This window comes from Polaromonas aquatica (assembly GCF_042659145.1).
Lineage (GTDB): Bacteria > Pseudomonadota > Gammaproteobacteria > Burkholderiales > Burkholderiaceae_C > Polaromonas > Polaromonas aquatica.
Map to the genome: position 1 here is coordinate 152,029 of NZ_JBHSRS010000002.1, position 22,237 is coordinate 174,265.

Annotated in this window: 22 protein-coding genes and 2 tRNA genes; 13 read left to right on the forward strand and 11 right to left on the reverse strand. The window is 58.7% G+C overall.

Annotated features, from left to right (window positions below):
* Positions 1 to 43 precede the first annotated feature (43 nt).
* The 6 genes from pal (at position 44) to ACFQND_RS01410 (ending at position 3,802) form a co-directional block, all read left to right on the forward strand.
* A complete protein-coding gene (pal, locus tag ACFQND_RS01385) occupies positions 44 to 574 on the forward strand; it encodes a peptidoglycan-associated lipoprotein Pal (protein WP_371435505.1) in 531 nt (176 codons plus the stop codon).
* 55 nt (positions 575 to 629) lie between these two features.
* Positions 630 to 1,391, forward strand: a complete 762-nt coding sequence (gene ybgF, locus ACFQND_RS01390; protein ID WP_371435506.1) for a tol-pal system protein YbgF — start codon at positions 630 to 632, stop codon at positions 1,389 to 1,391.
* A 78-nt stretch (positions 1,392 to 1,469) separates the two neighbouring features.
* Positions 1,470 to 2,585 carry a YeeE/YedE family protein gene (locus ACFQND_RS01395; protein WP_371435507.1) on the forward strand — a complete coding sequence of 372 codons (1,116 nt, stop codon included), beginning with the start codon at positions 1,470 to 1,472 and terminating at the stop codon, positions 2,583 to 2,585.
* A gap of 88 nt (positions 2,586 to 2,673) precedes the next feature.
* The gene (locus ACFQND_RS01400) at positions 2,674 to 3,519 is read left to right on the forward strand and encodes a tRNA threonylcarbamoyladenosine dehydratase (protein WP_371435508.1); all 846 of its coding nucleotides are present in this window, start codon (positions 2,674 to 2,676) and stop codon (positions 3,517 to 3,519) included.
* A 90-nt stretch (positions 3,520 to 3,609) separates the two neighbouring features.
* Positions 3,610 to 3,685 (forward strand) — tRNA-Lys (locus ACFQND_RS01405).
* Between the two features lie 41 nt (positions 3,686 to 3,726).
* Positions 3,727 to 3,802, forward strand: a tRNA-Lys gene (locus tag ACFQND_RS01410).
* Positions 3,803 to 3,891: 89 nt separating this feature from the next.
* Here ACFQND_RS01410 and ACFQND_RS01415 read toward each other — a convergent pair.
* Entirely contained in the window at positions 3,892 to 5,001 is a 1,110-nt protein-coding gene (locus ACFQND_RS01415; RefSeq protein WP_371435509.1) for a tyrosine-type recombinase/integrase, read from the reverse strand.
* A gap of 719 nt (positions 5,002 to 5,720) precedes the next feature.
* Here ACFQND_RS01415 and ACFQND_RS01420 point away from each other — a divergent pair.
* The 5 genes from ACFQND_RS01420 (at position 5,721) to ACFQND_RS01440 (ending at position 9,170) form a co-directional block, all read left to right on the forward strand.
* Positions 5,721 to 6,200 carry a hypothetical protein gene (locus tag ACFQND_RS01420; protein ID WP_371435510.1) on the forward strand — a complete coding sequence of 160 codons (480 nt, stop codon included), beginning with the start codon at positions 5,721 to 5,723 and terminating at the stop codon, positions 6,198 to 6,200.
* Positions 6,193 to 7,371: an AAA family ATPase gene (locus ACFQND_RS01425; RefSeq protein ID WP_371435511.1), complete on the forward strand. Its 1,179-nt coding sequence runs from the start codon at positions 6,193 to 6,195 to the stop codon at positions 7,369 to 7,371. The genes ACFQND_RS01420 and ACFQND_RS01425 overlap by 8 nt, the downstream gene beginning before the upstream one ends.
* Positions 7,371 to 8,000, forward strand: coding sequence for a DUF3226 domain-containing protein (locus ACFQND_RS01430; RefSeq protein ID WP_371435512.1), 630 nt, complete (start codon positions 7,371 to 7,373; stop codon positions 7,998 to 8,000). Before ACFQND_RS01425 ends, ACFQND_RS01430 begins: the two co-directional genes overlap by 1 nt.
* Before the next feature lie 119 nt (positions 8,001 to 8,119).
* The gene (locus ACFQND_RS01435; RefSeq protein WP_371435513.1) at positions 8,120 to 8,833 is read left to right on the forward strand and encodes a hypothetical protein; all 714 of its coding nucleotides are present in this window, start codon (positions 8,120 to 8,122) and stop codon (positions 8,831 to 8,833) included.
* A 55-nt stretch (positions 8,834 to 8,888) separates the two neighbouring features.
* A complete protein-coding gene (locus ACFQND_RS01440; protein ID WP_371435514.1) occupies positions 8,889 to 9,170 on the forward strand; it encodes a hypothetical protein in 282 nt (93 codons plus the stop codon).
* Between the two features lie 227 nt (positions 9,171 to 9,397).
* Here the strand turns inward: ACFQND_RS01440 and ACFQND_RS01445 are convergent, their stop codons facing one another.
* The 3 genes from ACFQND_RS01445 to ACFQND_RS01455 all read right to left on the reverse strand — a co-directional run bounded on the left by ACFQND_RS01445 (position 9,398) and on the right by ACFQND_RS01455 (position 12,502).
* The gene (locus ACFQND_RS01445; protein ID WP_371435515.1) at positions 9,398 to 10,561 is read right to left on the reverse strand and encodes a hypothetical protein; all 1,164 of its coding nucleotides are present in this window, start codon (positions 10,559 to 10,561) and stop codon (positions 9,398 to 9,400) included.
* A gap of 668 nt (positions 10,562 to 11,229) precedes the next feature.
* Positions 11,230 to 11,598 carry a cupredoxin domain-containing protein gene (locus ACFQND_RS01450; RefSeq protein WP_371435516.1) on the reverse strand — a complete coding sequence of 123 codons (369 nt, stop codon included), beginning with the start codon at positions 11,596 to 11,598 and terminating at the stop codon, positions 11,230 to 11,232.
* Positions 11,599 to 11,602: 4 nt separating this feature from the next.
* Positions 11,603 to 12,502: a metallophosphoesterase family protein gene (locus tag ACFQND_RS01455; protein WP_371435517.1), complete on the reverse strand. Its 900-nt coding sequence runs from the start codon at positions 12,500 to 12,502 to the stop codon at positions 11,603 to 11,605.
* Positions 12,503 to 12,687: 185 nt separating this feature from the next.
* On the opposite strand from ACFQND_RS01455, the gene ACFQND_RS01460 reads away from it, so the two are divergent.
* Positions 12,688 to 13,245 (forward strand): sigma-70 family RNA polymerase sigma factor, encoded by a 558-nt coding sequence (locus ACFQND_RS01460; protein WP_371435518.1) that lies wholly within the window; start codon positions 12,688 to 12,690, stop codon positions 13,243 to 13,245.
* Complete coding sequence (locus ACFQND_RS01465) at positions 13,245 to 14,027, forward strand: anti-sigma factor family protein (protein WP_371435519.1); 783 nt, start codon at positions 13,245 to 13,247, stop codon at positions 14,025 to 14,027. Before ACFQND_RS01460 ends, ACFQND_RS01465 begins: the two co-directional genes overlap by 1 nt.
* Before the next feature lie 53 nt (positions 14,028 to 14,080).
* Here ACFQND_RS01465 and ACFQND_RS01470 read toward each other — a convergent pair whose 3' ends face one another.
* The 7 genes from ACFQND_RS01470 to dapC are packed head-to-tail and all read right to left on the reverse strand — an operon-like array spanning position 14,081 to position 22,118.
* Positions 14,081 to 14,593 (reverse strand): hypothetical protein, encoded by a 513-nt coding sequence (locus tag ACFQND_RS01470; RefSeq protein WP_371435520.1) that lies wholly within the window; start codon positions 14,591 to 14,593, stop codon positions 14,081 to 14,083.
* Positions 14,594 to 14,649: 56 nt separating this feature from the next.
* Positions 14,650 to 16,704, reverse strand: coding sequence for an ABC-F family ATP-binding cassette domain-containing protein (locus tag ACFQND_RS01475; protein ID WP_371435521.1), 2,055 nt, complete (start codon positions 16,702 to 16,704; stop codon positions 14,650 to 14,652).
* A gap of 56 nt (positions 16,705 to 16,760) precedes the next feature.
* Positions 16,761 to 17,651: a 50S ribosomal protein L3 N(5)-glutamine methyltransferase gene (gene prmB, locus ACFQND_RS01480; RefSeq protein WP_371435522.1), complete on the reverse strand. Its 891-nt coding sequence runs from the start codon at positions 17,649 to 17,651 to the stop codon at positions 16,761 to 16,763.
* Positions 17,652 to 17,656: 5 nt separating this feature from the next.
* Positions 17,657 to 18,871: a succinyl-diaminopimelate desuccinylase gene (gene dapE, locus ACFQND_RS01485; RefSeq protein WP_371435523.1), complete on the reverse strand. Its 1,215-nt coding sequence runs from the start codon at positions 18,869 to 18,871 to the stop codon at positions 17,657 to 17,659.
* Positions 18,871 to 20,019, reverse strand: coding sequence for a PilT/PilU family type 4a pilus ATPase (locus tag ACFQND_RS01490; RefSeq protein ID WP_371435569.1), 1,149 nt, complete (start codon positions 20,017 to 20,019; stop codon positions 18,871 to 18,873). Before ACFQND_RS01490 ends, dapE begins: the two co-directional genes overlap by 1 nt.
* A gap of 39 nt (positions 20,020 to 20,058) precedes the next feature.
* Positions 20,059 to 20,889: a 2,3,4,5-tetrahydropyridine-2,6-dicarboxylate N-succinyltransferase gene (gene dapD, locus ACFQND_RS01495; protein ID WP_371435524.1), complete on the reverse strand. Its 831-nt coding sequence runs from the start codon at positions 20,887 to 20,889 to the stop codon at positions 20,059 to 20,061.
* Between the two features lie 23 nt (positions 20,890 to 20,912).
* A complete protein-coding gene (gene dapC, locus ACFQND_RS01500; RefSeq protein WP_371435525.1) occupies positions 20,913 to 22,118 on the reverse strand; it encodes a succinyldiaminopimelate transaminase in 1,206 nt (401 codons plus the stop codon).
* Positions 22,119 to 22,237 lie beyond the last annotated feature (119 nt).

Sequence of the window (22,237 nt, forward strand, 5' to 3'; positions counted from 1 at the left end):
TCATATTCTGATTTCTTTTTATTTTGTTTTGCAGGGGTAATCCATGAAACGTATTCTTTTTTCGATCTTCTCCGTCATCACCTTGTCGGCCGCGCTGGTCGCCTGCGGCTCCAATGTCAAGCTTGACGATGTGCCGGTAGAGAACCGCACAGCGACCAGCGTTGCGCCAGCCGGTGGTGCTTCATCCACGGCAGTCGCTCCAGTCGAAATCGCCGGTGCCAATACAGCGGCCGGTGGCCCGGTCGGGGTTGCGAAAATCATTTATTTTGACTACGACAGCTATGTCATCAAGCCGGAGTTCCAAAGCGTGGTCGAGGCCCACGCCAAGTACCTGGCTGCCAACAAGGCCCGCAAGCTGGCCATTGAAGGCCACACCGATGAACGTGGCGGTCGCGAGTACAACCTGGCGCTGGGGCAAAAGCGGGCCGAGGCTGTTCGCCGCGCGCTGGGCCTCCTGGGTGTAACCGATGCGCAGGTCGAGGCTGTGAGTTTTGGGAAGGAAAAGCCCGCCGTTTCCGGCTCGACTGAAGATGCCTACGCGAAAAATCGTCGTGCCGAATTCAACTACCGCTGATGTTGCCTAAAAACCAGTTGCCTGAAGCCAGACGAGTAAATCAAGCATGATGACCATGAACCGACCTCGAGTCTTTCGCGCTGTTCTGGGGTTTTCCGCGGTTTTTCTGCTGGCCTTGAATGCGCAGGCTGGTTTGTTTGAGGACGATGAAGCCCGTCGCGCCATTCTCGAACTGCGGCAAAAGTCCGATGCGTCCCAGATCGAGCTGAAGAAGGCCACAGAGGACAATGCCCAGTTGCGTCGCAGCCTGCTGGATCTCTCCAACCAGATTGAAGTCCTGCGCAGCGACATGGCCAAGCTTCGCGGCCAGGACGAGCAGCTTGCCCGCGATGTGGCCGAGATACAGCGCAAACAGAAGGACATGGCACAGGGTGTTGATGACCGCTTGCGAAAGTTTGAACCTTCCAAAATCACGGTAGATGGCAAGGAATTTGTAGCCAAGCCCGAGGAAACGCGCGACTACGAGGCTGCATTGGCCATCTTGCGCAAGGGCGAATTCGCACCTGCCCAGGCGGCCTTCCTGGACTTCATCAAGCGCAATCCTGACAGCGGCTACAAGCCCTCCGCGCTGTTCTGGCTGGGCAATGCCCAGTATGCCCTGCGCAGCTACAAGGAAGCCATCATCAACTTCAAGTCGGTGTTGTCCCTGGCGCCGGACCACCTGCGCGCGCCGGAAGCGGCCCTGTCCATTGCCAATTGCCAGGTTGAGCTGAAGGACACCAAGGGCGCCCGCAAAACGCTTGAAGACCTCATCAAGGTCTATCCGCAGTCCGAGGCTGCCTCGGTGGCCAAGGATCGCCTGGGCAAGCTCAAGTAACCGCGGTCTTTTAAAAACTGCCTTCCGCGGGTGATGCACGCGGAAGGCAGTTTTTTTATTCCCACTTAAAATTGAGGCATGGATATCTCTGCACTCAATGCGCTCACCACCCAGGTGCTGTGGGCCGCTTTCATTCTTGCCGTGCTGTTTGGCGCCATTGCGCAACGCACACACTTCTGCACCATGGGTGCTGTCAGCGACATCGTCAACATGGGCGACTGGACCCGCATGCGAATGTGGGGCATGGCCATTGGCGTGGCCATGATCGGCTTTTATTTCATGGCCGCCGCCGGCCTGATTGACGCCTCCAAAACACTTTACGCCTCAGGCCGGTTTATCTGGCTGTCGGCGCTGGTGGGCGGTTTCCTGTTTGGCTTTGGAATGGTGCTGGCCTCCGGCTGCGGCAGCAAGACACTGGTTCGCATAGGCGGCGGCAGCCTCAAGTCAGTGGTTGTGTTTGTGGTCATGGGCGTGGCCGCGTTTGCAACGCTTAAAGGCATAACGGCCGTCGTACGGGTTGCCACCGTGGACCGCGTTGCTGTTGACTTCGCCAGCAATGCAAGCCTGCCGAACTGGCTGGCTGCCGCTGCGGGCGTTTCCCCGGTGGCCGCAGGCCTTGTTTTAGCCCTGGTATTGGGCTTGGGGTTGATGGTGTGGGCGCTTGCCGGGCGGGATTTTTTGCGCGTTGACAACCTGCTGGCTGGCCTGGGCATAGGCGCGGTGATTGTGGGCATGTGGTGGGTCAGCGGGCACCTGGCTTATGTGGCCGAGCACCCCGAGACTTTGCAGGAGGCTTTTCTGGCCACCAATTCCGGCCGGGCCGAGGCCTTGAGTTTTGTGTCGCCAGTGGCTTACACCATAGACTGGTTCATGTTTTTCAGCGACAAAAGCAAACTGCTCACCATCGGTATCGTGTCCGTGTTTGGCGTGGTGGTCGGCTCTGCCATCTATTCCGTGGCTACGCGCAGCTTCCGATGGGAAGGCTTTCGTGATGCAGAAGATACCGCCAACCATCTGGTCGGCGCAGTGCTGATGGGTGTGGGCGGCGTATGCGCCATGGGTTGCACCATAGGTCAGGGCCTGTCAGGCATATCAACCCTGAGTGCTACCAGCATCGTGGCTGTTGCCGCCATCCTGGCTGGCTGTGTTGCATCCCTCAAATACCAGGTATGGCGCCTTGAGCGCAGCATTTGATGGCCTTCACGTTGGCATTGATGGCATGCAGCTTTGTGCTTCCCGAGGGGGTTGATTCCCTTTGGGGTGGCCCGCCGGGAAACTGCCAATGACCGGCGTTGCAGAAATGGATACGGCTGATCTTGAACGCCGCTTTGGAGGGCTGGCGCGACTCTATGGCGCGCAGGGCGCGCAGAATATTCGTGCTGCCCATGTGGTTGTGGTTGGCCTAGGTGGCGTGGGCTCCTGGGCCGCGGAGGCATTGGCACGCAGCGGCGCGGCCCGCCTGACCCTGATTGACCTGGACCATATCGCCGAGTCGAATATCAACCGCCAGATTCATGCGCTGGACAACACGCTGGGCCAGGCCAAGGTCCAGGCCATGCGCGAACGCATTACCCACATCAACCCTGCATGCGATGTGCGCTGTGTTGAAGAGTTTGTTGATGCCGCCAACTGGCCCGCCATTGCGGGGCTGGACCTGGCCGCGGAGTCGTCCGTTTCAATCATTGACGCCTGCGACCAGGTCAGGGCCAAGACAGCCATGGCGGCCTGGATGCTTCGGCACAACGCGAGGCACAAGGGGCCGCAGAAAATAAACTTCATCAGCGTAGGCGCTGCCGGCGGCAAGCGCCATGCGCATAAGGTTGACATAGACGATTTGTCCCTCACGACGCACGACCCCCTGCTGGCCCAGTTGCGTTACCGCCTGCGCAAGGAGCAGGGTGCAGCGCGGCAGGGAAAAATCGGTGTGACCTGCGTGTTCAGCCGCGAAGCCGTGATGCAGCCGGTAGCGGCTGCTGCCGTGGAAAGTGACGCGTCCGCTGACAACGCGGTCCTCGAAGCTCAAAGCGACGGCAGCCTCAACTGCCACGGTTACGGGTCTGTCGTCAGCGTCACGTCCACCTTCGGTATTTGCGCTGCAGGTTGGGTACTTGGAAAAATTGCTGAATGAGCTTTGCGAAGCCCCTAAAAATAACGCTATAATTTGAGGCTGTTCTGCACTACTGTGTGGTTCAACCGGGAATATCAAGCGATATGCCTCGGGGCCTTAGCTCAGTTGGTAGAGCAGCGGACTTTTAATCCGTTTGTCGTGGGTTCGACCCCCGCAGGCCCCACCAATAATGGAAGCGTCTGATTTCATATCAGACGCTTTTTCATTGGGTTCTTAGCTCAGCTGGTAGAGCAGCGGACTCTTAATCCGTAGGTCGCGAGTTCGAATCTCGCAGAACCCACCATACATGCCTTACTGGCACTAGAGGACTTGCTATCAAAACGGTAGCAAGTCTTTCTTTTTTTAGGGCCTGTGCCGGATTTGTGCCGCACTTCATGCCACCAACACTTCTGGGTCTCTTTTCTTGGGTCCTCCGACCGGGTAAGTCGGCTTCACCAAGCTCAGGGACACGCCTCCCAATTTACCATCGACAAGCGCTGCAGTGGGCCTTACGGAGGCCACGTTGTGATGGGCATACTTCCTGACCATCTGCACAGACTTCCAGCAACCTAGCATCTGTAGAACCCCGTCAGAGGCCCCTGATTGGGTCAGCATTGTTGCCCAGGTATGCCGCAAGTCGTGCCACCTGAAATCTTCAATGCCAGCCCGCTCCTTGGCCTTCTTCCAGGTCCGGTGAGCGAAGCAGTCAAACGGTTTGCCTCGAAAGGTCCAGACCCGCTCTGCATGCTTCCCCACTTCAGCCCGCAAGACCTGCATTGCAAGGTCGGGCAGGGGGACCACGTGATGCTCTTCGTTCTTCATGTCCTCGGCGCTGACCGTCAGGGTCATCGCGTCAAGGTCAATCTGACTCCATTGCAACAGACACACAACAGACCGGCGAAGGCCTGTCGTCAGCGCAATGACGCATGGTGACCGCAAATGCTGTGGCAGCTCGTTGATGAGCGCCTGCACCTCTTCGGGTGTTATCCAGCGTACACGGCCCTTAGGCTCCTCCTTCATGAAGAAGGCCGGGACCTCCGCCAGCATGTCGTATTTTTTGTGTGCCAGCCTCAGACAGGCCCGGAGCGCACTTAAATAACGGTTGCATGTGGCGTCCGTCGCGGTCTTCGCCTTGATGGCTATCACCTTCAGAATCAGCGCCTTGTCGATTTTCTTCATCCTGACAACTTCGGTTTTCAGGGCCAGCTTGAACTGCTGGTCCCACCACTCCAGTTGCCGTTCGTACTCTACGTGCACATCCTTTCGTTTCTTCTCGTCCAGGAATCGCTCAATTGCAAGCGGAAACGGGTCAGCGCCTTTTTCGCCCAAAACCTGCGCCTTGAAAATCTCGGCGCGGTATTTGGCTTCGAACTCCGACGCAAGCTGCCGGTTGTCGGTTCCCGTAGACACCCTGTGACGCTTGCCGTTTGCATCGGTGAAATCCACCCACCACGTTTTCGCAGCCGCTTTCTTCGCGGCCTTGGTCCTTCGATACAGAGACATAGCTTTTCCTTTCGGGTTGAGCTACGCTTGCCTTGGTCTAGTCGCGTTTGTATTGTTGTCTGTGGCGGTTGTGCCGTCAAATCCGGACGAACTATGCCGGTGACCTTGCCTCGACACATTTATGGCACAGCATTGACACACTGATGGCACACGGCCCCCGGAAACCCAATATCCATGTGGTGTTCGTCCAGATTAAATATCCGGTTGACGGTCGGTTCGGCCTCCAGCAATGCACGCGCAGGCATGAAGTCGTGCGCGTATTCACTCGCCCGGGTGCATGCGCTTCTTAAAAAAAAGGAGCCCGGGTTTCGCCCCGGCTCTTTTTAATTGATGCACACACAGCGCGTGATTGCCTAATGCGGGCGGTGGGGGGTATGGCTGGCCCGTGCGCTCAACCCCGGGGGCTATGAGCCTCCCCGTTCCCCCGCCAACACACGCTTGACTACGCCTACCAAGGCGGCAATCCCTGGGTCTCTCCCTGCCCGTGCCTCAAGCAACACGCACACATCTGCAAGCGCTTTCTGCATAGTCTTAGAGGCTGGGGGTGCCCCGCTGGTCAATGTTTTCTGTGCCATCTGAAGGGCGGCGGCGGTGACTGCCCGAATGGTCGGCGTCTGTGTCTCCATGCTGGTCTCCTGCTTGTGCGACGGCACGCGCCGCCTTTTTTAGCGTGACACGACCGCTCGGGTGTTGTCAAATCCGGTACAGGAGGCTGGAACATGAACACACTGGCGCAGCCGCTCCGCAGCGGCAAGGATTGGGATGAGGAAGTGGAGCGGTACGAGTTCAGCCAGGACGACCTTTCAACGGTGGACGCAGTTGACTGGCCTGAAGAACTAGATCTCTACCGGGCAATGGCCGACAACGACCCGAAATTTGAGGACCACTGGTGCGAATGGGAAGACTTCATTTATCAGAACTGGCTGTTCTTGGCGCTTGAACAGTCTTGTCACGGGGGCATCCTCTTGCCCCCCGACCAGCGTGCTATTCGTCTGCAGTCATGCCCGGAGGCAACGCTGGGCAAGCTGAGGTGGCTCTTTGAGCTGTGCCCCGTCCACGTAAAAGCGCATCTGGCATTGCGCTGGTACTGGCTCATGAGAATCGACCGGGCGCGACGTACTGGGAATCCCATGTGGCAGCCAATGTTATTCTCTGTTACAAGTAACGCTGCCTTGCCATCGAGACCATCCAATGTATAAATCCTTCTCCATTTTGCGTTTTCGCGGTCTTTCCAAGTGCGAAATAAATGGCATGCAAAGGGTGACCCTTTTGACGGGCAAAAACAATGCCGGCAAAACCACTGCGTTGGAGGCGATGTTTGTTCATACCGGCCACAACAACCCGAGCTTACTACTTGTGCTCAACGCCTTGCGCGGCGTGAGCAAGGTTAAGGTAGACATGTACAACGGCACGGATACGCCTTGGCTGTCCGCCTTTAACTCCTACGACGACAGTCAACCCATTCGTCTCGCCGGAGAAGTTAGGGTTGATGACAAGCAGTATGTTCTGAGGTCGATGCAGTTATCGACTGTTAAATCCGTGGCTGAAATGGATGGTTTGGGTTGGCACATGAGGTCAGTGCCTTATTCCGCTGAAGGCCTGACTTCAAAAATACTTAAGCTGGAGACGTCAGATGCAAAACGCTCTGCCAGCACAGCCGAACCAATCAAATGGAGCGGTCCGTCATCAAAGGCATCGCCTCCAAAAGCAAAAATCAAGAAGCCTAAGTCCAACATTCACTATCTGTATTACGAGAACAACCAGCAAATCATCTATCCGCAGCTACCAATGGTAGACAGCTTGTCGCGTTTCATGTCTCCGTATCACCGGGAGAATGCGGAAGAATATGCAACGCAGTTTGCTAGATTGCAGTACGGAGGGCATGTGCCCTTTCTAGTGGAGGCACTGAAGGAAATTGAGCCTCGGCTTCGGTCACTTGAATTGGTCTTCAATGGCGAACCAATGTTGCATGGAGACATCGGACTGCCGGGACGTACGCTTCTGCCGCTCGCCATGATGGGTGACGGCGTATCCAGAATAACTGGTTTGGTGATGGCCATTGCCAGCGCAAAAGGCGGTGGAGTTGTCCTTGTAGATGACGTCGATACTGGACTACATCACAGCGTGATGAAGTCGTTCTGGGCCACGGTTATGAAAGCGTGCAAGATGTTCGATGTTCAGGTCGTAGCTACTACCCATAGCGATGATTGCGTGCGCGGTGCATTGCGGTCGGTCCAACAGACTAGCGACGAGAAGGATTTGAGTCTGATCAGGATGGAACGTAACCTGAAAGACAACGAGGTCAACTCCTTCACTTATGACGCCACTGACATTGACCTAGCACTGGCTTCTGGGCTTGAGGTTCGGTAATGGCTGAGCTTGCTGTGCCGGTGAGGTTTCACAAACCCCACCTAATCATTGTGGAAGGCAGAGACGAGGTGGGCTTCCTAATCTGCTTGCTTGAGCAACTGCAGATTGAGACAGTGCAAATTCACCAAATCCAAGGCGTGAGTACGCTTGCTAAAAAGCTGGGTGTTGTTACGAAAACTGCCGGGTTCTCGGACGTTAAGCGCCTCTGCATTCTTCTTGATAGCGACCTTGACCCAGCAGGCCGCCAGCAAAGTATCCGCGATGCCTTAAAGAGCTTGGGTCTTCCTGTCCCAGATGGGCCAGAAGTGTTGTCTGGTGGGGAGTTTCAGGTAATGTACTCAACCGTCCCAGCCCACAACACAGAGGGTTGTCTTGAGGATTTGTTGATGCAGTCTCTTGCAGGAATGCCACACGCACAATGTGTTAACAATTTTTTAGGTTGTGCGGGCATGCAGGCGATGCCACTGACATCGCGCTGGTCGAAGGCTTGGGTTCATTCGTTTCTGTCACTGGCTGATGTGGCGGGATTGAAGATTGGCGAGGCCACTAACGCCGGAACCTTTGACTTGTCACATGTGTCTTTCAATCCGATGAGGCAGTTAATCACCTCATTCGCCGCCCAGCCCTGAACGGTATCCGCTATGCCCCAACAATCGGCATGGTGTTCCAACAGGTGGTGTAGTCGGGTGGCCGAGCGGCCAGCGCACATGCACAGTGCAGAACCTAGCGGCGAGGTAGGGGGCACTATATGAATTCAGTTTCGCCAGAGCTTTACCGCGCCCACATGATTGAAGCGAAACACCGGCTGGTGGCAATCGACAGGATTCTTGGGGCAAAAAAGCCCCGCACGCTGTCTGTCAGCCTCGATGACGAATTCTGCTGGTTGCAACTGCGGCAGATTGTGGAACTTGTTGCGTTTTCGGCTGTTGCTGCAGACGAAGAACGCTATGCCGCGTTGCGTCGAGAGGCTAAAAGCAACCCCGATTACCGCGTCGATAGCAAGCCAGCCAAGGTGCTACTAAATCTGTCGCAAATAAGCCCCCATTTTTTGCCCAAATCATTGGGCAATATGGTGTTGCAGCCAGACGGTACGAAGCATTTTGTTCAGGGACCAGAGATTGCCAACTTGGAAAGATTTCTTGAGATTCACGACACTGCAGGTCAGCACCTGCACGCGACCAATCCTTTCAGCGAGAGCGAAGGGGTAGCGAAAAAGTTGCGATTGGCTGGCGCAAGACAACGAATCAGATTGGAATCCGATTACCTGAAGGGTGTGCTCTGGAATCATGTGAAAGTTGGTCTTTTATTCGAGGCAGACTCATCGCCCCGCATCCAGGACAACCCTGACCATGCTTGGATTGTGAGTTTTGGAAATCCAATGGATGAGTCCATTGAAATGAAGCTCGCACGGGGCATCCTCCCCGCACAATCAGTTGACACGGCGACAACCCCCAAAGCCTAAAGAAAACTAACGTTCAATAACTAAAATTGCAGCATCGCAACATACGGGTGACAGCTTGGCAGCAGGACGTAAAACTGGCGGACGGCAAAAAGGCACCCCGAATCGTGCTACTCAGGAGATTGCCGAACTGCTTGCAACACTTGAATGTGACCCGGTGGCAGGCATGGTGGTAATTGCAAAAGACGAGCGCAACCCAGTGGAGCTTCGCGGGCGGATGCTGTCAGAACTGGCTAACTATGTGCACGCCAAGAAGCGCGCTACCGAAATCAAGGGCGACGATAACAAGCGCGTGACTTTCATCTTTCAGCCCTTTGCGCAGGGGCCTGACGCCGTCTAATCTGGAGAAATTCAGAGGTCGGCCAAGGCACGCTTGACTGCGGTTGTTGTCCAGTAGCATTGATATTCATGTCTTTCCAAAAGCCGACGAGGGAGCATTGCAAATGCTCTTACCTGTCCCTTCAACTCTTGAATACTGTGAACACTTGAATACTTGATGGCAACAAAACGACCGACAAGCGTTGCTGGGCGCGGCATTCAAATTGCGAACCAATGCTGGCGCGGGTTTCAGCCCGGTTTGAGCGCTTGCATCTTCTTCTGCCAGGCCAATGTCCGCTTCTTTTCCTCGTCACGCCCTTTAACCGTGGGCTTGTTGGCGGGCCAGTACCGTGTGCGAAGCTGGGCCAAAACTGTATATCGGTCCTGTGTTCCGGCTTTAACGATGTACCGATAACGGCCCGCCAGTGCCTCGTTCATGACGCCATCACTGTCGAACTCGAATTCCTTGAATTCGCTGTAATGCCGCCAAGCAGCACGGTTCACATCAGCCTGAACTGAAGGGTCTACCCTCTGCGCCCAAGCATCGTTGACATACAAGGTCGCCAACGGCTCTGCATGGCGCGGACGGTCTGTGCCCAAGGGGTCACCCTTCCAGAGATTCAACACCCTGTACACGAGCTGGGATTCACGCAACTGGTCAAGGGCGTGCCAGAACCTCGACAGTCGGGCATCTTCGTCGGGGATGTAGCCCAACGCCTCATTCACGACATGCCGATAGGTATTTGACAAAGGCGCCTCGCAGATGGTCACCATGATTTGGTCCGACTCATCCAGGAGCAGTTCAGGAGGGGTGAGGTCTTCGGATTCCTCGACCCGGACAAATCGGTTTGACCACGCAGCCGGATTGACACCACCCCATGCGGCGTAATCCATGTCCCTCATCAGGAAACCGTACAACACCAAGGCATCAAGGCGCGCTTCAACAGTAGAGATGTCATCGTTGCCACGGGTACGCTCGAAAAACGCAACCAACGGCCTTTTAGCCCCCGCCCTGACGCCCCGCAGAAGCTGCTGGCTGAAGGCTACGTTCGGGTTTTGGTCGGTAATGACCCATTGGACTTGCGTTTTGTTGCGACGCTGCGGAGTCGGGGCATCGCCCGCGACTTCCGGCCTCACGATGAAGTTGTGCTTCTCAAGCCATGCAATGGAATGCTCTGCATCCCTGTAGGTGATTTCAGTTGTGGTGCTGATGCTCTTCGCGCCGTGGGTGGTGCCGCGAACGTCGTGACGCTCATTCACCCCTCCGCAGAGGACAAGATATGCGGCGGCGTCGTTCGCGCTGCCATGCAACTGCCCGATGCGAAACAGTTCATTTGTGCTGCATTGGAAGAAGGGAGCGGTGGTTCCTTGGGTGATTTCACCGTCGTCGGATGGGTCAATGGTCTGAGTCATAAGATGTCGAGGTTGCGCCGTGCAATATTGCGCACAGCAAGGGTATACAAGCCTCGGTTCTTTGTCTGACAGGGATGTAGTCAGCTATTGATGACCGCCAACGGCGGAAGCCCCAGAAGTTGCCCGTGACGAAATCGGGCGTTGAACCGCGAGAGGGCCTACAAACTCATCGCGAAAAAGACGGTCAGGTCTTTTCTATAACCGTGCCCGGATTTTATGTGGCCTTGTGCGACCGGGCCAGTGTTTCGTGCAAAGAACCGGAAACGGTTTTCGTGAGTTGCAAAAACCATGTTCATAGCGCCCAATTCTTGTGTGCCCAAAACGTGTCTCAAATACGCAGGAAAAGGCAGGAAAACTACGGCACACTTGGAAATCGATGACCAGGTTTGCGACTAGATCAAGGTGCGTAACATATTGATTTATATGAGTTTATTGAAAATTTTACTCAGGAAAATTCACGAGCATTCACTGTCTCTTAATCCGTAGGTCGCGAGTTCGAATCTCGCAGAACCCACCAATCGATTCAAGGACCTGGCCTTACGGCCAGGTCCTTTTGTTTTTTGGGGTGCGGCAGACATGGTGGGCGGCTTGGCGGTTCACTGTCGCAGGTTTGAAGCCCTTGTGAAGTCCGCTGGCCATCCCCTCATGAATGGTTGGACACAGTGCATTCAATCGGACACGACCAGCGTGCCGCTCATGTCTTCGTGTCCACTGCCGCAGAACACATCGCATGCAAAGATGAAGCTGCCGGCCCTGGCCGGCGTAAGCTGCAGCGTTGTGACCTTGCCCGGAACAATGTCCGTGCGTATGCCGAAGTCGGCAAGGTTAAAACCCATGGGCACTTCAGGCGCTGTGAACTGCAGAATGACGGTCTCCCCCTTCTTCACATGAATCTCGCCTGGCACAAACTCAAACTTTTTCGCAACCACCTTGATTACCCGCGCCGTTGGTTTGTCCTGTGCGAAGGCCAGCATCGAACCCAGGGCCAGCGCCCCGGCCGCTCCCATAAGCGCGCGTCTGTTTGGATCGAGGGCCATGGCTTCAGGCTTTCTGGACAGGTAATTCGACAATCAGGTACTCTGCTGCCTTTGTTTCGGCCGTAACCTCGCGAAACCCGAGACCACGGTAAGGCTGCGCAGGGTCCCAGGGCAGGGGTGTGCGTTTGGGCTGCGAGCCCGCCACGGGCAGCGCGAAGATCAGTGACTTTGCCGAATGGTGCGCGATGTGTCCTGTCATGTGGTGGTGTTCCTGGTGGATGTGGCCGTAAAACACCGTCACGTTGGCGTGGGGCATCAGCAGGTCCACGGCCCTGGCGCCGTCCCTCGTTGCCCAGTCCCATTGCGGGTACAGGTCGAACAGCGGGCGGTGCGCGAAGACGACGATGCGTGCGTCCTGGGCCTGTTTCTTCAGGTCGTCGGCCAGCCAGGCCAGTTGTTCGTCCCCTAGCTGGGCGCCGGGATCGCTGACGTTGTCGAGCACGATGAAGTGCACGCCCTTGTGGTCGAAGGTGTAGTTCATGGCGCCAAAGAACTCCTTGAAGGCCTTGCCCTTGTCGAGTGCAGCATCGTGCTCGCCGGGGATGAACCGCACGGTCTTGACCTGCAGCCCGGCCGCAATATCCCGGAATTCCTTCAGGCGCTTGCGGCGCTCCTGGGGGTCATCCGTGGTGTGGGTGAGGTCGCCGGTGAAGATCACAAAATCAGGGGCTTGCGCAAGCGCATTGACTGCCGCAACGGCCTTGGGCAGCGTGCCCCTGGCGTCGGGGTTGGGCGGGCCCTCGAAGCCCCAATGGCAATCGGAAAGCTGGACGAAAAAGAAGTCCTCGGAGGCCGATCCGCTCGTCGTGTCAGCGGCCAGCGCCGGCTTGCCGAGCCCGCTGACAAAAACGACACCCCCTACACCGGCCAGCTGCATGAATTGCCTGCGATCAAAAGTGCTCATAATGAACTCCTGGTGTTAAGCGAGGTGTGCGTGCCGCAGACCTGCAAGTGCCTCGGTATGCCATACCGGCGCAAGGTGCGGAAAATTCCCAAACCTTGCCGAAAGCCTTGCGGATCACCCGGGCTTTGGGGATTTCGGGAATAAATACCGGGCATCGCAGATAGATACAGGAGAGAGGATCGCCTGTGATCGAGAGCCATGATTTACAGCGTTTCGAAGCGCTCGTGATGCCGCACCTGGACGCTGCCTACAACCTCGCACGGTGGTTGACCCGCAACGACGAGGATGCGCAGGATGTGGTGCAGGACGCGGCCATGCGGGCCATGCGCTACTTCGGTGGTTTCCGGGGCGACCAGGCGCGGGCCTGGTGGTTGCAGATCGTGCGCCATACCTGTTATGCGTGGCTCAGGGAAAACCGTCCGGCGGAAGTGGTGGCGTTTGATGAGAGCGAGCTGGCCGCGCCGTCGGCCGATGAGCCCTACGCGCTGGCGGTCCGCAACGCTGATCGGGAGCAGATCAACCATGCGATTGCCGCGCTGCCTGTCGTCTATCGCGAAGTGCTGGTGCTGCGTGAGCTGGAAGACCTGCCCTACAAGGACATCGCACGTATTGCTGATGTTCCCGTTGGAACCGTGATGTCGCGCCTGGCACGCGCACGCAGCCTGATGCGCCAGGCCTTGCTGCCGGGTGCCCGGCCCGTGCTGCGCACCGTGGCCCGGTCCACACAAGGCGGAGTGAAATGATGACCCCAGAACCCGACGCCCGGCAATTGAACGCCTTCATCGATGGCGAGCTGGACCTGGCCGGCCAGTTGGCGATGGAGTCGCGCCTGGCCCATGATGCCGGTTTGCGCGCCCAGGTCGAAAGCCTGCACAGCCTGCGCCGGGCTGTGACAGGCCACGCCGACTACCATGCCGCCCCGGCCGCGCTGCGCGACCACATACAGGCCCTGGGTGCGTCGTCGCAGCTTGCCGCGCTGCGCCGTTCCGGCGGCAAAGCAGCTTTGCAACGCTGGTTTGCATGGCGCCCGCTGTTATCGTCGCTCGGCGCCGTGGCCTTGCTGGCCATTGTGTTCAATCTCACGCTGTTGCAGCCGGGTCGGGATGGGCGGCTGGAGCAGGAGGTGATCGCCAGCCATGTTCGCGCAACGCTGACGCAGCATCTGGTGGATGTGGCGTCTTCAGACCACCATACCGTCAAGCCATGGCTGTCGTCAAGGCTCGATTTCTCACCCCCTGTGCCGGAACTGGGCATCCCGGGCTCCGCCTTCCTTGGCGGTCGGGTTGACTACCTGGACGGCCGTCCGGTGGCCGCCCTGGTGTACCGGCAGGGAGAACATGTGGTGAACTCGTTTGTCTGGCCAGGCGCTGGCGCCGACAGCGGTATCAGTGTCTCAACGCAGCGCGGTTTTCAAATCGCGCACTGGACACGTGACGGCATGAAGCACTGGGTGATTTCGGATGTGAATCGTGACGAGTTTATGGCCATCGTTAGGGAACTGGCCTTGAGCGATGTCCGGCGTTAAGACTTTGCGGCAGCAGGCTTGATGCGAGCCTGCCTGAATGTCTTTTCAAATGCTCAGGCTTTCAACGCGATGTGTTCCAGCCGAGGTATTTCCAGCTCAGCCTGCGTTGCTACCCGTATGCAGTCCTTCATGTGCTCCTCGCCAAAGTAGCGAATCGCGGCATAGCCCACCAGAGCGGAAACGACCTGGCCGGCCAGGGGAATAAATTTGGCGGCCTGTTTGCTTGTCAGGCGCACGCCGATTTTGGTGGCGGCCTTGATGACCAGGTCGCGGCTGATGAATTTGCCTATCAGGACCGAGCCGACCAGTGCGACGGCCTTTTGCACCTGGTCGCGTTTTTTGGGGTCGAGTTTGTCGAGCTGGGCCGGCGTCAGGCCGAACTCCTTGTTGATCTCCGGGATCAGTTTGGAGAGCAGGGCGGCGTCCACTGCCCAGTCCAGGCCTGGCACTGGCACGGCGCTGGCGGCGGCTGCAACCAGTGCGCGTTTGTTGAGCAGCTTGCGGCTGCGTTTGACGGCGGCTTCCAGTGCTGCGTCATCGGAGGCCATATGAAGTGCAGTGGGCATGGTTCGCAATCCCTTTCAAGGCGGTGCCGGGTGCCGTGGGGCTCCCCGCACCAACTCTACACTGCCGCGGTCTCGATCTGCTCGGTCAGTTCCAGCCAACGCTCTTCGAGCGTGCCAACTTCGGTCTCGATCGCCTTCAGGCGCTTGCCGGTCTGGGCAATTTCCGCCGGCGTGGTGGTGGTGGTTAGCAGGGCCTGCAGGCTGTCTTTTTCAGCGCCCAGGGCCTGCATTTGTTTGTCGATCTTCTCGAGTTCCTTGCGCAGGGGCTTGGTGGCTTCTGATTGCTGCTGGCGGGCCTTGGCGTCGATTTTGCGCTGTTCCGGCGTATTGGCCGGCTTTTTCGCATCAAAAGTGGCTGTGGCCGCCGTGTTTTGCGCGCCGCTAGCTATATTTTTGATAGCGGCTGGCGCAGGCGCGGGAGTCGGCGCCGGTGCGGCAGCGGCGCCGCCTGATTTTTTGGCTTCCTCGCGCTGGCGCTTGGCGTGGTCCAGCAGGTACTTCTGGTAGTCGTCCAGGTCGCCGTCAAACGGCGCAACGCCGCCTTGCGAGACCATCCAGAACTCGTCACACACGGCACGCAGCAGGGCGCGGTCGTGGCTGACCAGCATGACGGTACCTTCAAACTCATTGAGCGCCATTGACAAAGCCTCGCGCGTGGCCAGGTCCAGGTGGTTGGTCGGCTCATCGAGCAGCAGCAGGTTGGGGCGCTGCCAGACGATCATGCACAGCACCAGCCGGGCTTTTTCGCCGCCGCTCATGCTGCCCACGGCCTGCTTGACCATGTCGCCGCCGAAGTTGAACATGCCCAGGAAGGCGCGCAGGTCCTGCTCGCGCGTGGCCTGGCTGCCGATCTTGCCGGCTGCGGTGACTTCTTTCACGAGGCGGATCATGTGTTCCAGCGGGTTGTCTGCCGGACGCAGCACGTCCAGTTCCTGCTGGGCGAAGTAGCCGATGTTCAGGCCCTTGCCTTCAATCATCTCGCCTTCGATAGGCGCCAGCGCACGGGCCACGGTTTTCACCAGTGTGGATTTGCCCTGGCCGTTGGCACCCAGAATGCCTATGCGCTGGCCGGCCAGCACCGACTTGCTGACGTTTTGCACGATGACGGTGGGCGGCGTGCCTTCGGGTGCGTCTTCCGGCGGCGGATAGCCGAAGTAGGCGTTCTGCATCGACAGCATGGGGTTGGGCAGGTTCGCCGGTTCCTTGAACTCGAAGGTGAAATCAGCCTCGGCCAGCAGCGGCGCGATTTTCTCCATGCGGTCCAGCGCCTTGACACGGCTTTGCGCCTGCTTGGCTTTGCTGGCCTTGGCCTTGAAGCGGGCGATGAACTTCTGCAGGTGGGCAATCTTGTCCTGCTGTTTGCTGAAAGCGGTTTGCTGCAGCGCCATCTGCTCGGAGCGCAGGTCTTCAAACTTGCTGTAGTTGCCGCCGTAGCGCGTCAGCTTGGCGCTTTCGATATGCACGGTGACGTCGGTCACCGCATCGAGGAATTCACGGTCATGGCTGATGACCAGCATGGTGCCCTGGTAGCGTTTGAGCCAGGCTTCCAGCCAGACCAGGGCGTCCAAATCCAGGTGATTGGTCGGTTCGTCAAGCAGCAGCAAGTCGGACGGGCACATCAGCGCGCGCGCCAGTTGCAGACGCATGCGCCAGCCGCCCGAGAAGCTGTTGACCGGGTTGTCGAGTTCGCTGACCTTGAAACCCAGGCCGAGGATCAGCGCCTGCGCGCGTGCCTGCGAGTCGTGCGCGCCGGAGTCGTACAGCTCCATATATGCATGCGCCATGCGGTCGCCGTCGCCGCTGGCTTCTGCTGCGGCGACTTCCGCCTGGGCGGCCAGCAGCACGGTGTCGCCCTCGATCACGTAGTCGGTGGCGCTTTGCTCGGTTTCGGGCATGTCCTGCGCGACCTGCGCCATGCGCCACTGGGCCGGGATGTAAAACTCGCCACCGTCTTCATGCAGCGTGCCGTTGAGCATGGCAAACAGCGAGGACTTGCCCGCGCCGTTGCGCCCCACCAGGCCGACGTGCTCGCCCGGGTTGAGGGTGACAGACGCACTGTCGAGAATCACTTTGGCGCCGCGACGCAGCACCACGTTTTTAAGGGTAATCATTTAAAGCAGACAAAAAATTCGGCCGTGGAGGCCGCGACACAAGTTTCAGGCGAGGCTCAACGCAGTTGCTGGCGTGTGAGTAGCAAAACCTGGTCAGGCCCGGCGCTGGTCTCGAACCACAGGGGTTCAAGCTCCGGAAAGGCACGCTCGAAATTTGCGCGCTCATTGCCGATTTCCAGCACCAATACCGCATTTTCGCTCATATGGCGGGCGGCGTTTAGAAAAAGGCTTCTTATAAAGTCCATGCCATCGTCGCCGCCAGCCAAAGCCAGGGCTGGTTCGGCCCGGAACTCGGCGGGCAAGGCGGCCATGGTGGCCGCGTTCACATAGGGCGGATTGCACAAAATCAGGTCATAAGGGCCGGTGCAGGCGGCCAGGCCGTCGGACTCGACCAGCGTGATGCGGCTGTCCAGCCCGTGCTTGTCTACATTGATGCGGGCCACGGCCAGCGCATCCAGGCTGATGTCGGCGGCATCAACCGCCACATCGGGGTAGACCATGGCCGCCAGCACGGCCAGGCTGCCATTGCCGGTGCACAGGTCCAGCACACGATGGGTGTCTTCGCCCAGCCATGGGTCAATGCTTTCATCGGCAAGCAACTCGGCAATGAAAGAGCGCGGGATGATGACACGCTCATCCACATAAAAGGGCACGCCTTGCAGCCAGGCCTCGTTGGTGAGGTAGGCGAGGGGCTTGCGTGTGCTGATGCGTGCTTCCAAAAGTGTAGCTAGCTGCGCCCGTTCTGCGGAGGCCACGGGCCTGTTTGACACTGAATCGAGGTCATCCAGCGGCAAACCCAGGCGCCACAGCACCAGCCAGGCGGCTTCGTCAAAGGCGCTCAGCGTGCCCTGGCCAAAACCGTCAGCCAGGCTCAAGCCTGCGGCATCAAGCCGGGCTGCTGTTTCGTCTATCAGTTCAAGAACCGTTGATCCGGTCAGGGGCGCCATCTCAGTCATTGGTCCGCGAGCCCCGCCAGGCGCTCTAGCACGCCCTTGTAGATGTTTTTGAGCGGATCAATGTCGCTCACCAGCACGTGTTCATTGATCTTGTGGATGGAGGCGTTGATGGGCCCGAACTCGATCACCTGGGAACAAACTTTGGCGATAAAACGCCCGTCGCTGGTGCCGCCCGTGGTGGACAGCTCGGTGGCGAGGCCGGTTTCCGCCTGGATGGCGCCGCGCACGGCCGCCACCAGTTCGCCGGGCGTTGTCAAAAAGGGCAGGCCGCCTATGACCCATTTCAGGTTGTAGTCCAGCTGGTGTTTGCCCAGCACGGCCTGCAGGCGCTGCTGCAGGCTTTCAGGCGTGGATTCGGTACAGAAGCGGAAGTTGAAGTCCACCACCAGATCGCCTGGGATGATGTTGGATGCCCCCGTGCCGCTGTGCATATTGGACACCTGCCAGCTGGTGGCAGGGAAAAACTCGTTGCCCTTGTCCCACTCCATGGACACCAGTTCGGCCAGTGCCGGTGCAAACAGGTGTATGGGATTTTTGGCCAGATGCGGGTAGGCAATATGGCCTTGTACTCCCTTGACGGTGAGCTTGCCGCTCATGGTGCCGCGCCGGCCGTTCTTGATCATGTCGCCCAGCCGGTCTACCGAGGTCGGCTCGCCGACGATGCAGTAGTCGAGCTGTTCGCCGCGCTCCTGGAGCTGCTTGCAGACCACCACGGTGCCGTCATTGGCCGGGCCTTCTTCGTCGCTGGTGAGCAAAAACGCAATCGACAGGTTGGGTTTGGGGTTGGCTGCCAGGAACTCTTCAACCGCCACCACCATGGCCGCGATTGAGGTTTTCATGTCAGCCGCGCCGCGCCCGTACAGCACGCCATTGCGATGGCTGGGCGTGAAGGGGTTGCTGTGCCACTGTTCCAGCGGGCCGGTAGGCACAACGTCGGTGTGGCCGGCAAAAACAAAGGTCTTCGGCAACGCCTCGGTTGCTATTGATTTGATAGCTGGTTGCGCAGGCGCTTCGGCGGCCAGGGGGCTAAAACCTTTGAATTTCGCCCACAAATTGGTAACACGGAAGTTTTCCGGCCCGCTGACGATGGTTTCGCACTCAAAACCCAGGGGTTTGAGCCGGTCGGCAATGATGTGCTGGCAGTCGGCGTCGTCGGGTGTGACGGAGTTCCTGGAAATCAGCTGCTCGGTTAGCTGTAATGCTCTCGACATCAGTGTTTTACATCCAGGGTAATTTCGGTAAACGAAGGTTCGTCATCCGGGTCTTCTTCGGGTTCTGCCGCAGCCTTGGCGGCCACGTGGAAGTCATTTTCCAGGCGCCACATCAGGTTGGTCGGCGAGTCTGCGTACAAGAGGCCTTCCTTGCGGGTGACTGTGCCGTCGGCGATGAGTTTGGCGATGTCCTGCTCAAAGGTCTGCGAGCCTTCGGCCATGGATTTTTCCATGGCTTCCTTGACACCTGAGAAGTCGCCTTTTTCAATCAGTTCGGCGATCAGCTTGGTATTGAGCATGACCTCCACCGCAGGTGTGCGGCTGCCGTCCTGCGTGCGCAGCAGGCGCTGCGAGACGATGGCTTTCATGGCCGCGGCCAGGTCACCCAGCATGGTGCTGCGGACTTCGACCGGGTAAAAGCTCAAAATGCGGTTCAAAGCCTGGTAGCTGTTGTTCGCATGCATGGTGGCCAGGCACAGGTGGCCCGACTGGGCGTAGGCGATAGCTGCCGACATGGTCTCTCGGTCACGGATCTCGCCGATCAGGATCACGTCGGGCGCCTGGCGCAGCGCGTTCTTGAGCGCTACCTGCAGCGACTGGGTGTCGTTGCCGACCTCGCGCTGGTTGACCACCGATTTTTTGTTCGCGAAGATGAACTCCACGGGGTCTTCAATCGTCAGGATGTGGCCCAGCGTGGTGGCGTTGCGGTGGTCCAGCATGGCTGCCAGCGTGGTGCTTTTACCGGCGCCGGTCGCACCCACCATCAGCAGCAGACCGCGTTTTTCCATGATCAACTCCGCCAGGATGGGCGGCACGTTCAGGCTCCCAAGCGCGGGGACCTCAGTGGGTACGTAGCGGATCACGGCCGCGTAGGTGCCGCGCTGGCGAAAACCGCTGATGCGGAAATTGCCCACCCCGGCAAGGGGCAGGCCCATGTTCAGCTCGCCCATCTCCTTGAGCTCTTCAATACGCTCGGGCGGCAGTACTTCGGCCAGCAGGTTGAGCGGTGCTTCCGGCGGCAGCACCTGGCTGTTGATGGGCAGCGCCTGGCCGTTGATCTTGATCAGGGCCGGCGAGTGCGCCGACAGGTAGACGTCCGAAGCCTTTTTGTCGGCCATCAAACGCAGGATTCTTTCCATCGTGCCCATCGGTGTATTCATGCTCAGTCCCTGATGATGCCAGTCAGCTTAGTCGCGCAGGAGGTCGTTCAGGCTGGTGGTGGCGCGGGTTTTTGCATCCACCTTTTTCACGATGACAGCGCAGTACATGCTGTATTTGCCGCCGGCCTTGGGCAGGTTGCCCGAAACCACCACGGAGCCGGCCGGGATGCGGCCATAGGTGACTGTATCGGCTTCACGGTCGTAAATCGGCGTGCTCTGGCCGAGGTAAACGCCCATGGAGATCACCGAGTTTTCCTCGACGATCACGCCCTCGACCACTTCGGAGCGCGCGCCTATGAAGCAGTTGTCTTCAATGATGGTGGGGTTGGCCTGCAGCGGCTCCAGCACGCCGCCCAGGCCGACGCCGCCGGACAGGTGAACGTTGTTGCCGACCTGCGCGCAACTGCCGACGGTGGCCCAGGTGTCGACCATGGTGCCTTCGCCGACCCAGGCGCCGATGTTCACGTAGCTGGGCATCAGGATGGCGCCCTTGGCGATAAAGCTGCCGCGGCGCGCCACGGCTGGCGGCACGACACGAACGCCGGTCTCGCGCATTTCGGATTCGCTCAGGTGGGCAAACTTGGTCTTGACCTTGTCGAAAAAGCCCAGGTCGCCGGCGCGCATGAGTTCGTTGTCATGCAGGCGAAAGCTCAGCAGCACGGCCTTCTTGATCCACTGGTGTGTGGTCCAGACGCCCACGCTTTCACGGGTGGCAACGCGCAGGGTGCCGTTGTTGAGCTGGGAAATGGTGTTCTCAACGGCTTCCAGGATGTCCTTGGGGGCCGATTTTGGCGAAAGGCTGGCGCGGTCTTCCCAGGCGGCGTCGATGATGGTCTGGAGCGTGTTGTCTTGGGTCATTTGGGTTTGATTTCAGTAAGGTTTCAGTGAGATTGCGATTGAATGAACTGGACGATGCGTTGCGCGGCTTCGACGCATTCGGCGGTTTCGGCCACCAGCGCCATGCGAACGCGCCCGGCACCCGGGTTGTGGCCCAGCGCTTCACGGGCCAGATAACTGCCCGGCAAAACCACCACATTGTAGGCAGCGAACAGCTCGCGTGAAAACGCCGTGTCAGAGCCCTTGAAACGCTCGGGGATGCCGGCCCACAGATAAAAGCCGGCGTCGGGCAGCGCCACGTCCATCACGGCCGACAGAAGGGGCGTTACGGCTGCGAACTTTTCGCGGTACATGGCCCGGTTGGCTATGACATGTTGTTCATCGGCCCAGGCCGCAAGGCTGGCGGCCTGCACGATGGGACTCATGGCGCTGCCGTGGTAGGTGCGGTAGAGCAAAAAGGGCTTGATCAGGGCCGCATCACCGGCCACAAAACCGCTGCGCAAGCCGGGCACATTGCTGCGCTTGGACAGGCTGGTGAGCGAAATCAGGTTCTTGAAGTCATGCCGGCCGAGCTTGACGGCGGCTTCCAGCCCGCCCAGAGGCGCTTCGTCGCGGAAGTAGATCTCGCTGTAGCACTCGTCGGAAGCAATCACAAAACCGTAGCGGTCACTGAGCTCAAACAGTGTTTTCCACTCGTCCAGCGGCATCACGGCGCCGGCCGGGTTGCCCGGCGAGCAGACAAAGATCAGCTGCGTTTTGGCCCAGACGGCCTCCGGCACGCCGGCCCAGTCCACGGCAAAGTTGCGCGCCGGATCGCTGGGCACAAACCAGGGCTCGGCACCGGCCAGCAGGGCCGCGCCTTCGTAGATTTGATAAAACGGGTTTGGGCACAAGACAGTTGCCCCCGGCTTGCTCGGGTCAAGAATGGTTTGTGCCAGCGAAAAAAGCGCCTCGCGCGAGCCGTTGACTGGCAGGATTTGCGTGGAGGGGTCCACCTTGAGGCCGTAGCGGCGGGCCAGCCAGTCGCTCATGGCCTGGCGCAATTTGGGCTCGCCCAGGGTGCCGGGGTAACTGGCCAGGCCGGTCAGGCTGCCGGTCAAGGCGTCCTTGATCAGTTGCGGCGTGGCATGGCGCGGCTCGCCTATGCCCAGGCTGATGGGTTTGTAGGCGGGGTTGGGCGTGACGCCGGCGTGCAGTTGGCGCAGTCGCTCGAAGGGGTAGGGCTGAAGGCGTGAAAGCAGGGGGTTCATATCCGGATTATCCAGCCTGAAAATACCGCCTCGGTCGGCCTGGACGTCGGGTTGCTATGAAATGTATAGCTGCTTGCGCTCATCCTGCCTTGGCAAAGGCTTGTTTTTGCACCTGAAAA

What these genes read in the sequence shown, in the direction of transcription:
- pal (WP_371435505.1), top strand. Translation starts at nt 44, where the DNA reads ATGAAACGTATTCTTTTTTCGATCTTCTCCGTCATCACCTTGTCGGCC.
- ybgF (WP_371435506.1), top strand. Translation starts at nt 630, where the DNA reads ATGAACCGACCTCGAGTCTTTCGCGCTGTTCTGGGGTTTTCCGCGGTT.
- ACFQND_RS01395 (WP_371435507.1), top strand. Translation starts at nt 1,470, where the DNA reads ATGGATATCTCTGCACTCAATGCGCTCACCACCCAGGTGCTGTGGGCC.
- ACFQND_RS01400 (WP_371435508.1), top strand. Translation starts at nt 2,674, where the DNA reads ATGACCGGCGTTGCAGAAATGGATACGGCTGATCTTGAACGCCGCTTT.
- ACFQND_RS01415 (WP_371435509.1), bottom strand. Translation starts at nt 5,001, where the DNA reads ATGTCTCTGTATCGAAGGACCAAGGCCGCGAAGAAAGCGGCTGCGAAA.
- ACFQND_RS01420 (WP_371435510.1), top strand. Translation starts at nt 5,721, where the DNA reads ATGAACACACTGGCGCAGCCGCTCCGCAGCGGCAAGGATTGGGATGAG.
- ACFQND_RS01425 (WP_371435511.1), top strand. Translation starts at nt 6,193, where the DNA reads ATGTATAAATCCTTCTCCATTTTGCGTTTTCGCGGTCTTTCCAAGTGC.
- ACFQND_RS01430 (WP_371435512.1), top strand. Translation starts at nt 7,371, where the DNA reads ATGGCTGAGCTTGCTGTGCCGGTGAGGTTTCACAAACCCCACCTAATC.
- ACFQND_RS01435 (WP_371435513.1), top strand. Translation starts at nt 8,120, where the DNA reads ATGAATTCAGTTTCGCCAGAGCTTTACCGCGCCCACATGATTGAAGCG.
- ACFQND_RS01445 (WP_371435515.1), bottom strand. Translation starts at nt 10,561, where the DNA reads ATGACTCAGACCATTGACCCATCCGACGACGGTGAAATCACCCAAGGA.
- ACFQND_RS01450 (WP_371435516.1), bottom strand. Translation starts at nt 11,598, where the DNA reads ATGGCCCTCGATCCAAACAGACGCGCGCTTATGGGAGCGGCCGGGGCG.
- ACFQND_RS01455 (WP_371435517.1), bottom strand. Translation starts at nt 12,502, where the DNA reads ATGAGCACTTTTGATCGCAGGCAATTCATGCAGCTGGCCGGTGTAGGG.
- ACFQND_RS01465 (WP_371435519.1), top strand. Translation starts at nt 13,245, where the DNA reads ATGACCCCAGAACCCGACGCCCGGCAATTGAACGCCTTCATCGATGGC.
- ACFQND_RS01470 (WP_371435520.1), bottom strand. Translation starts at nt 14,593, where the DNA reads ATGCCCACTGCACTTCATATGGCCTCCGATGACGCAGCACTGGAAGCC.
- ACFQND_RS01475 (WP_371435521.1), bottom strand. Translation starts at nt 16,704, where the DNA reads ATGATTACCCTTAAAAACGTGGTGCTGCGTCGCGGCGCCAAAGTGATT.
- prmB (WP_371435522.1), bottom strand. Translation starts at nt 17,651, where the DNA reads ATGGCGCCCCTGACCGGATCAACGGTTCTTGAACTGATAGACGAAACA.
- dapE (WP_371435523.1), bottom strand. Translation starts at nt 18,871, where the DNA reads ATGTCGAGAGCATTACAGCTAACCGAGCAGCTGATTTCCAGGAACTCC.
- ACFQND_RS01490 (WP_371435569.1), bottom strand. Translation starts at nt 20,019, where the DNA reads ATGGGCACGATGGAAAGAATCCTGCGTTTGATGGCCGACAAAAAGGCT.
- dapD (WP_371435524.1), bottom strand. Translation starts at nt 20,889, where the DNA reads ATGACCCAAGACAACACGCTCCAGACCATCATCGACGCCGCCTGGGAA.
- dapC (WP_371435525.1), bottom strand. Translation starts at nt 22,118, where the DNA reads ATGAACCCCCTGCTTTCACGCCTTCAGCCCTACCCCTTCGAGCGACTG.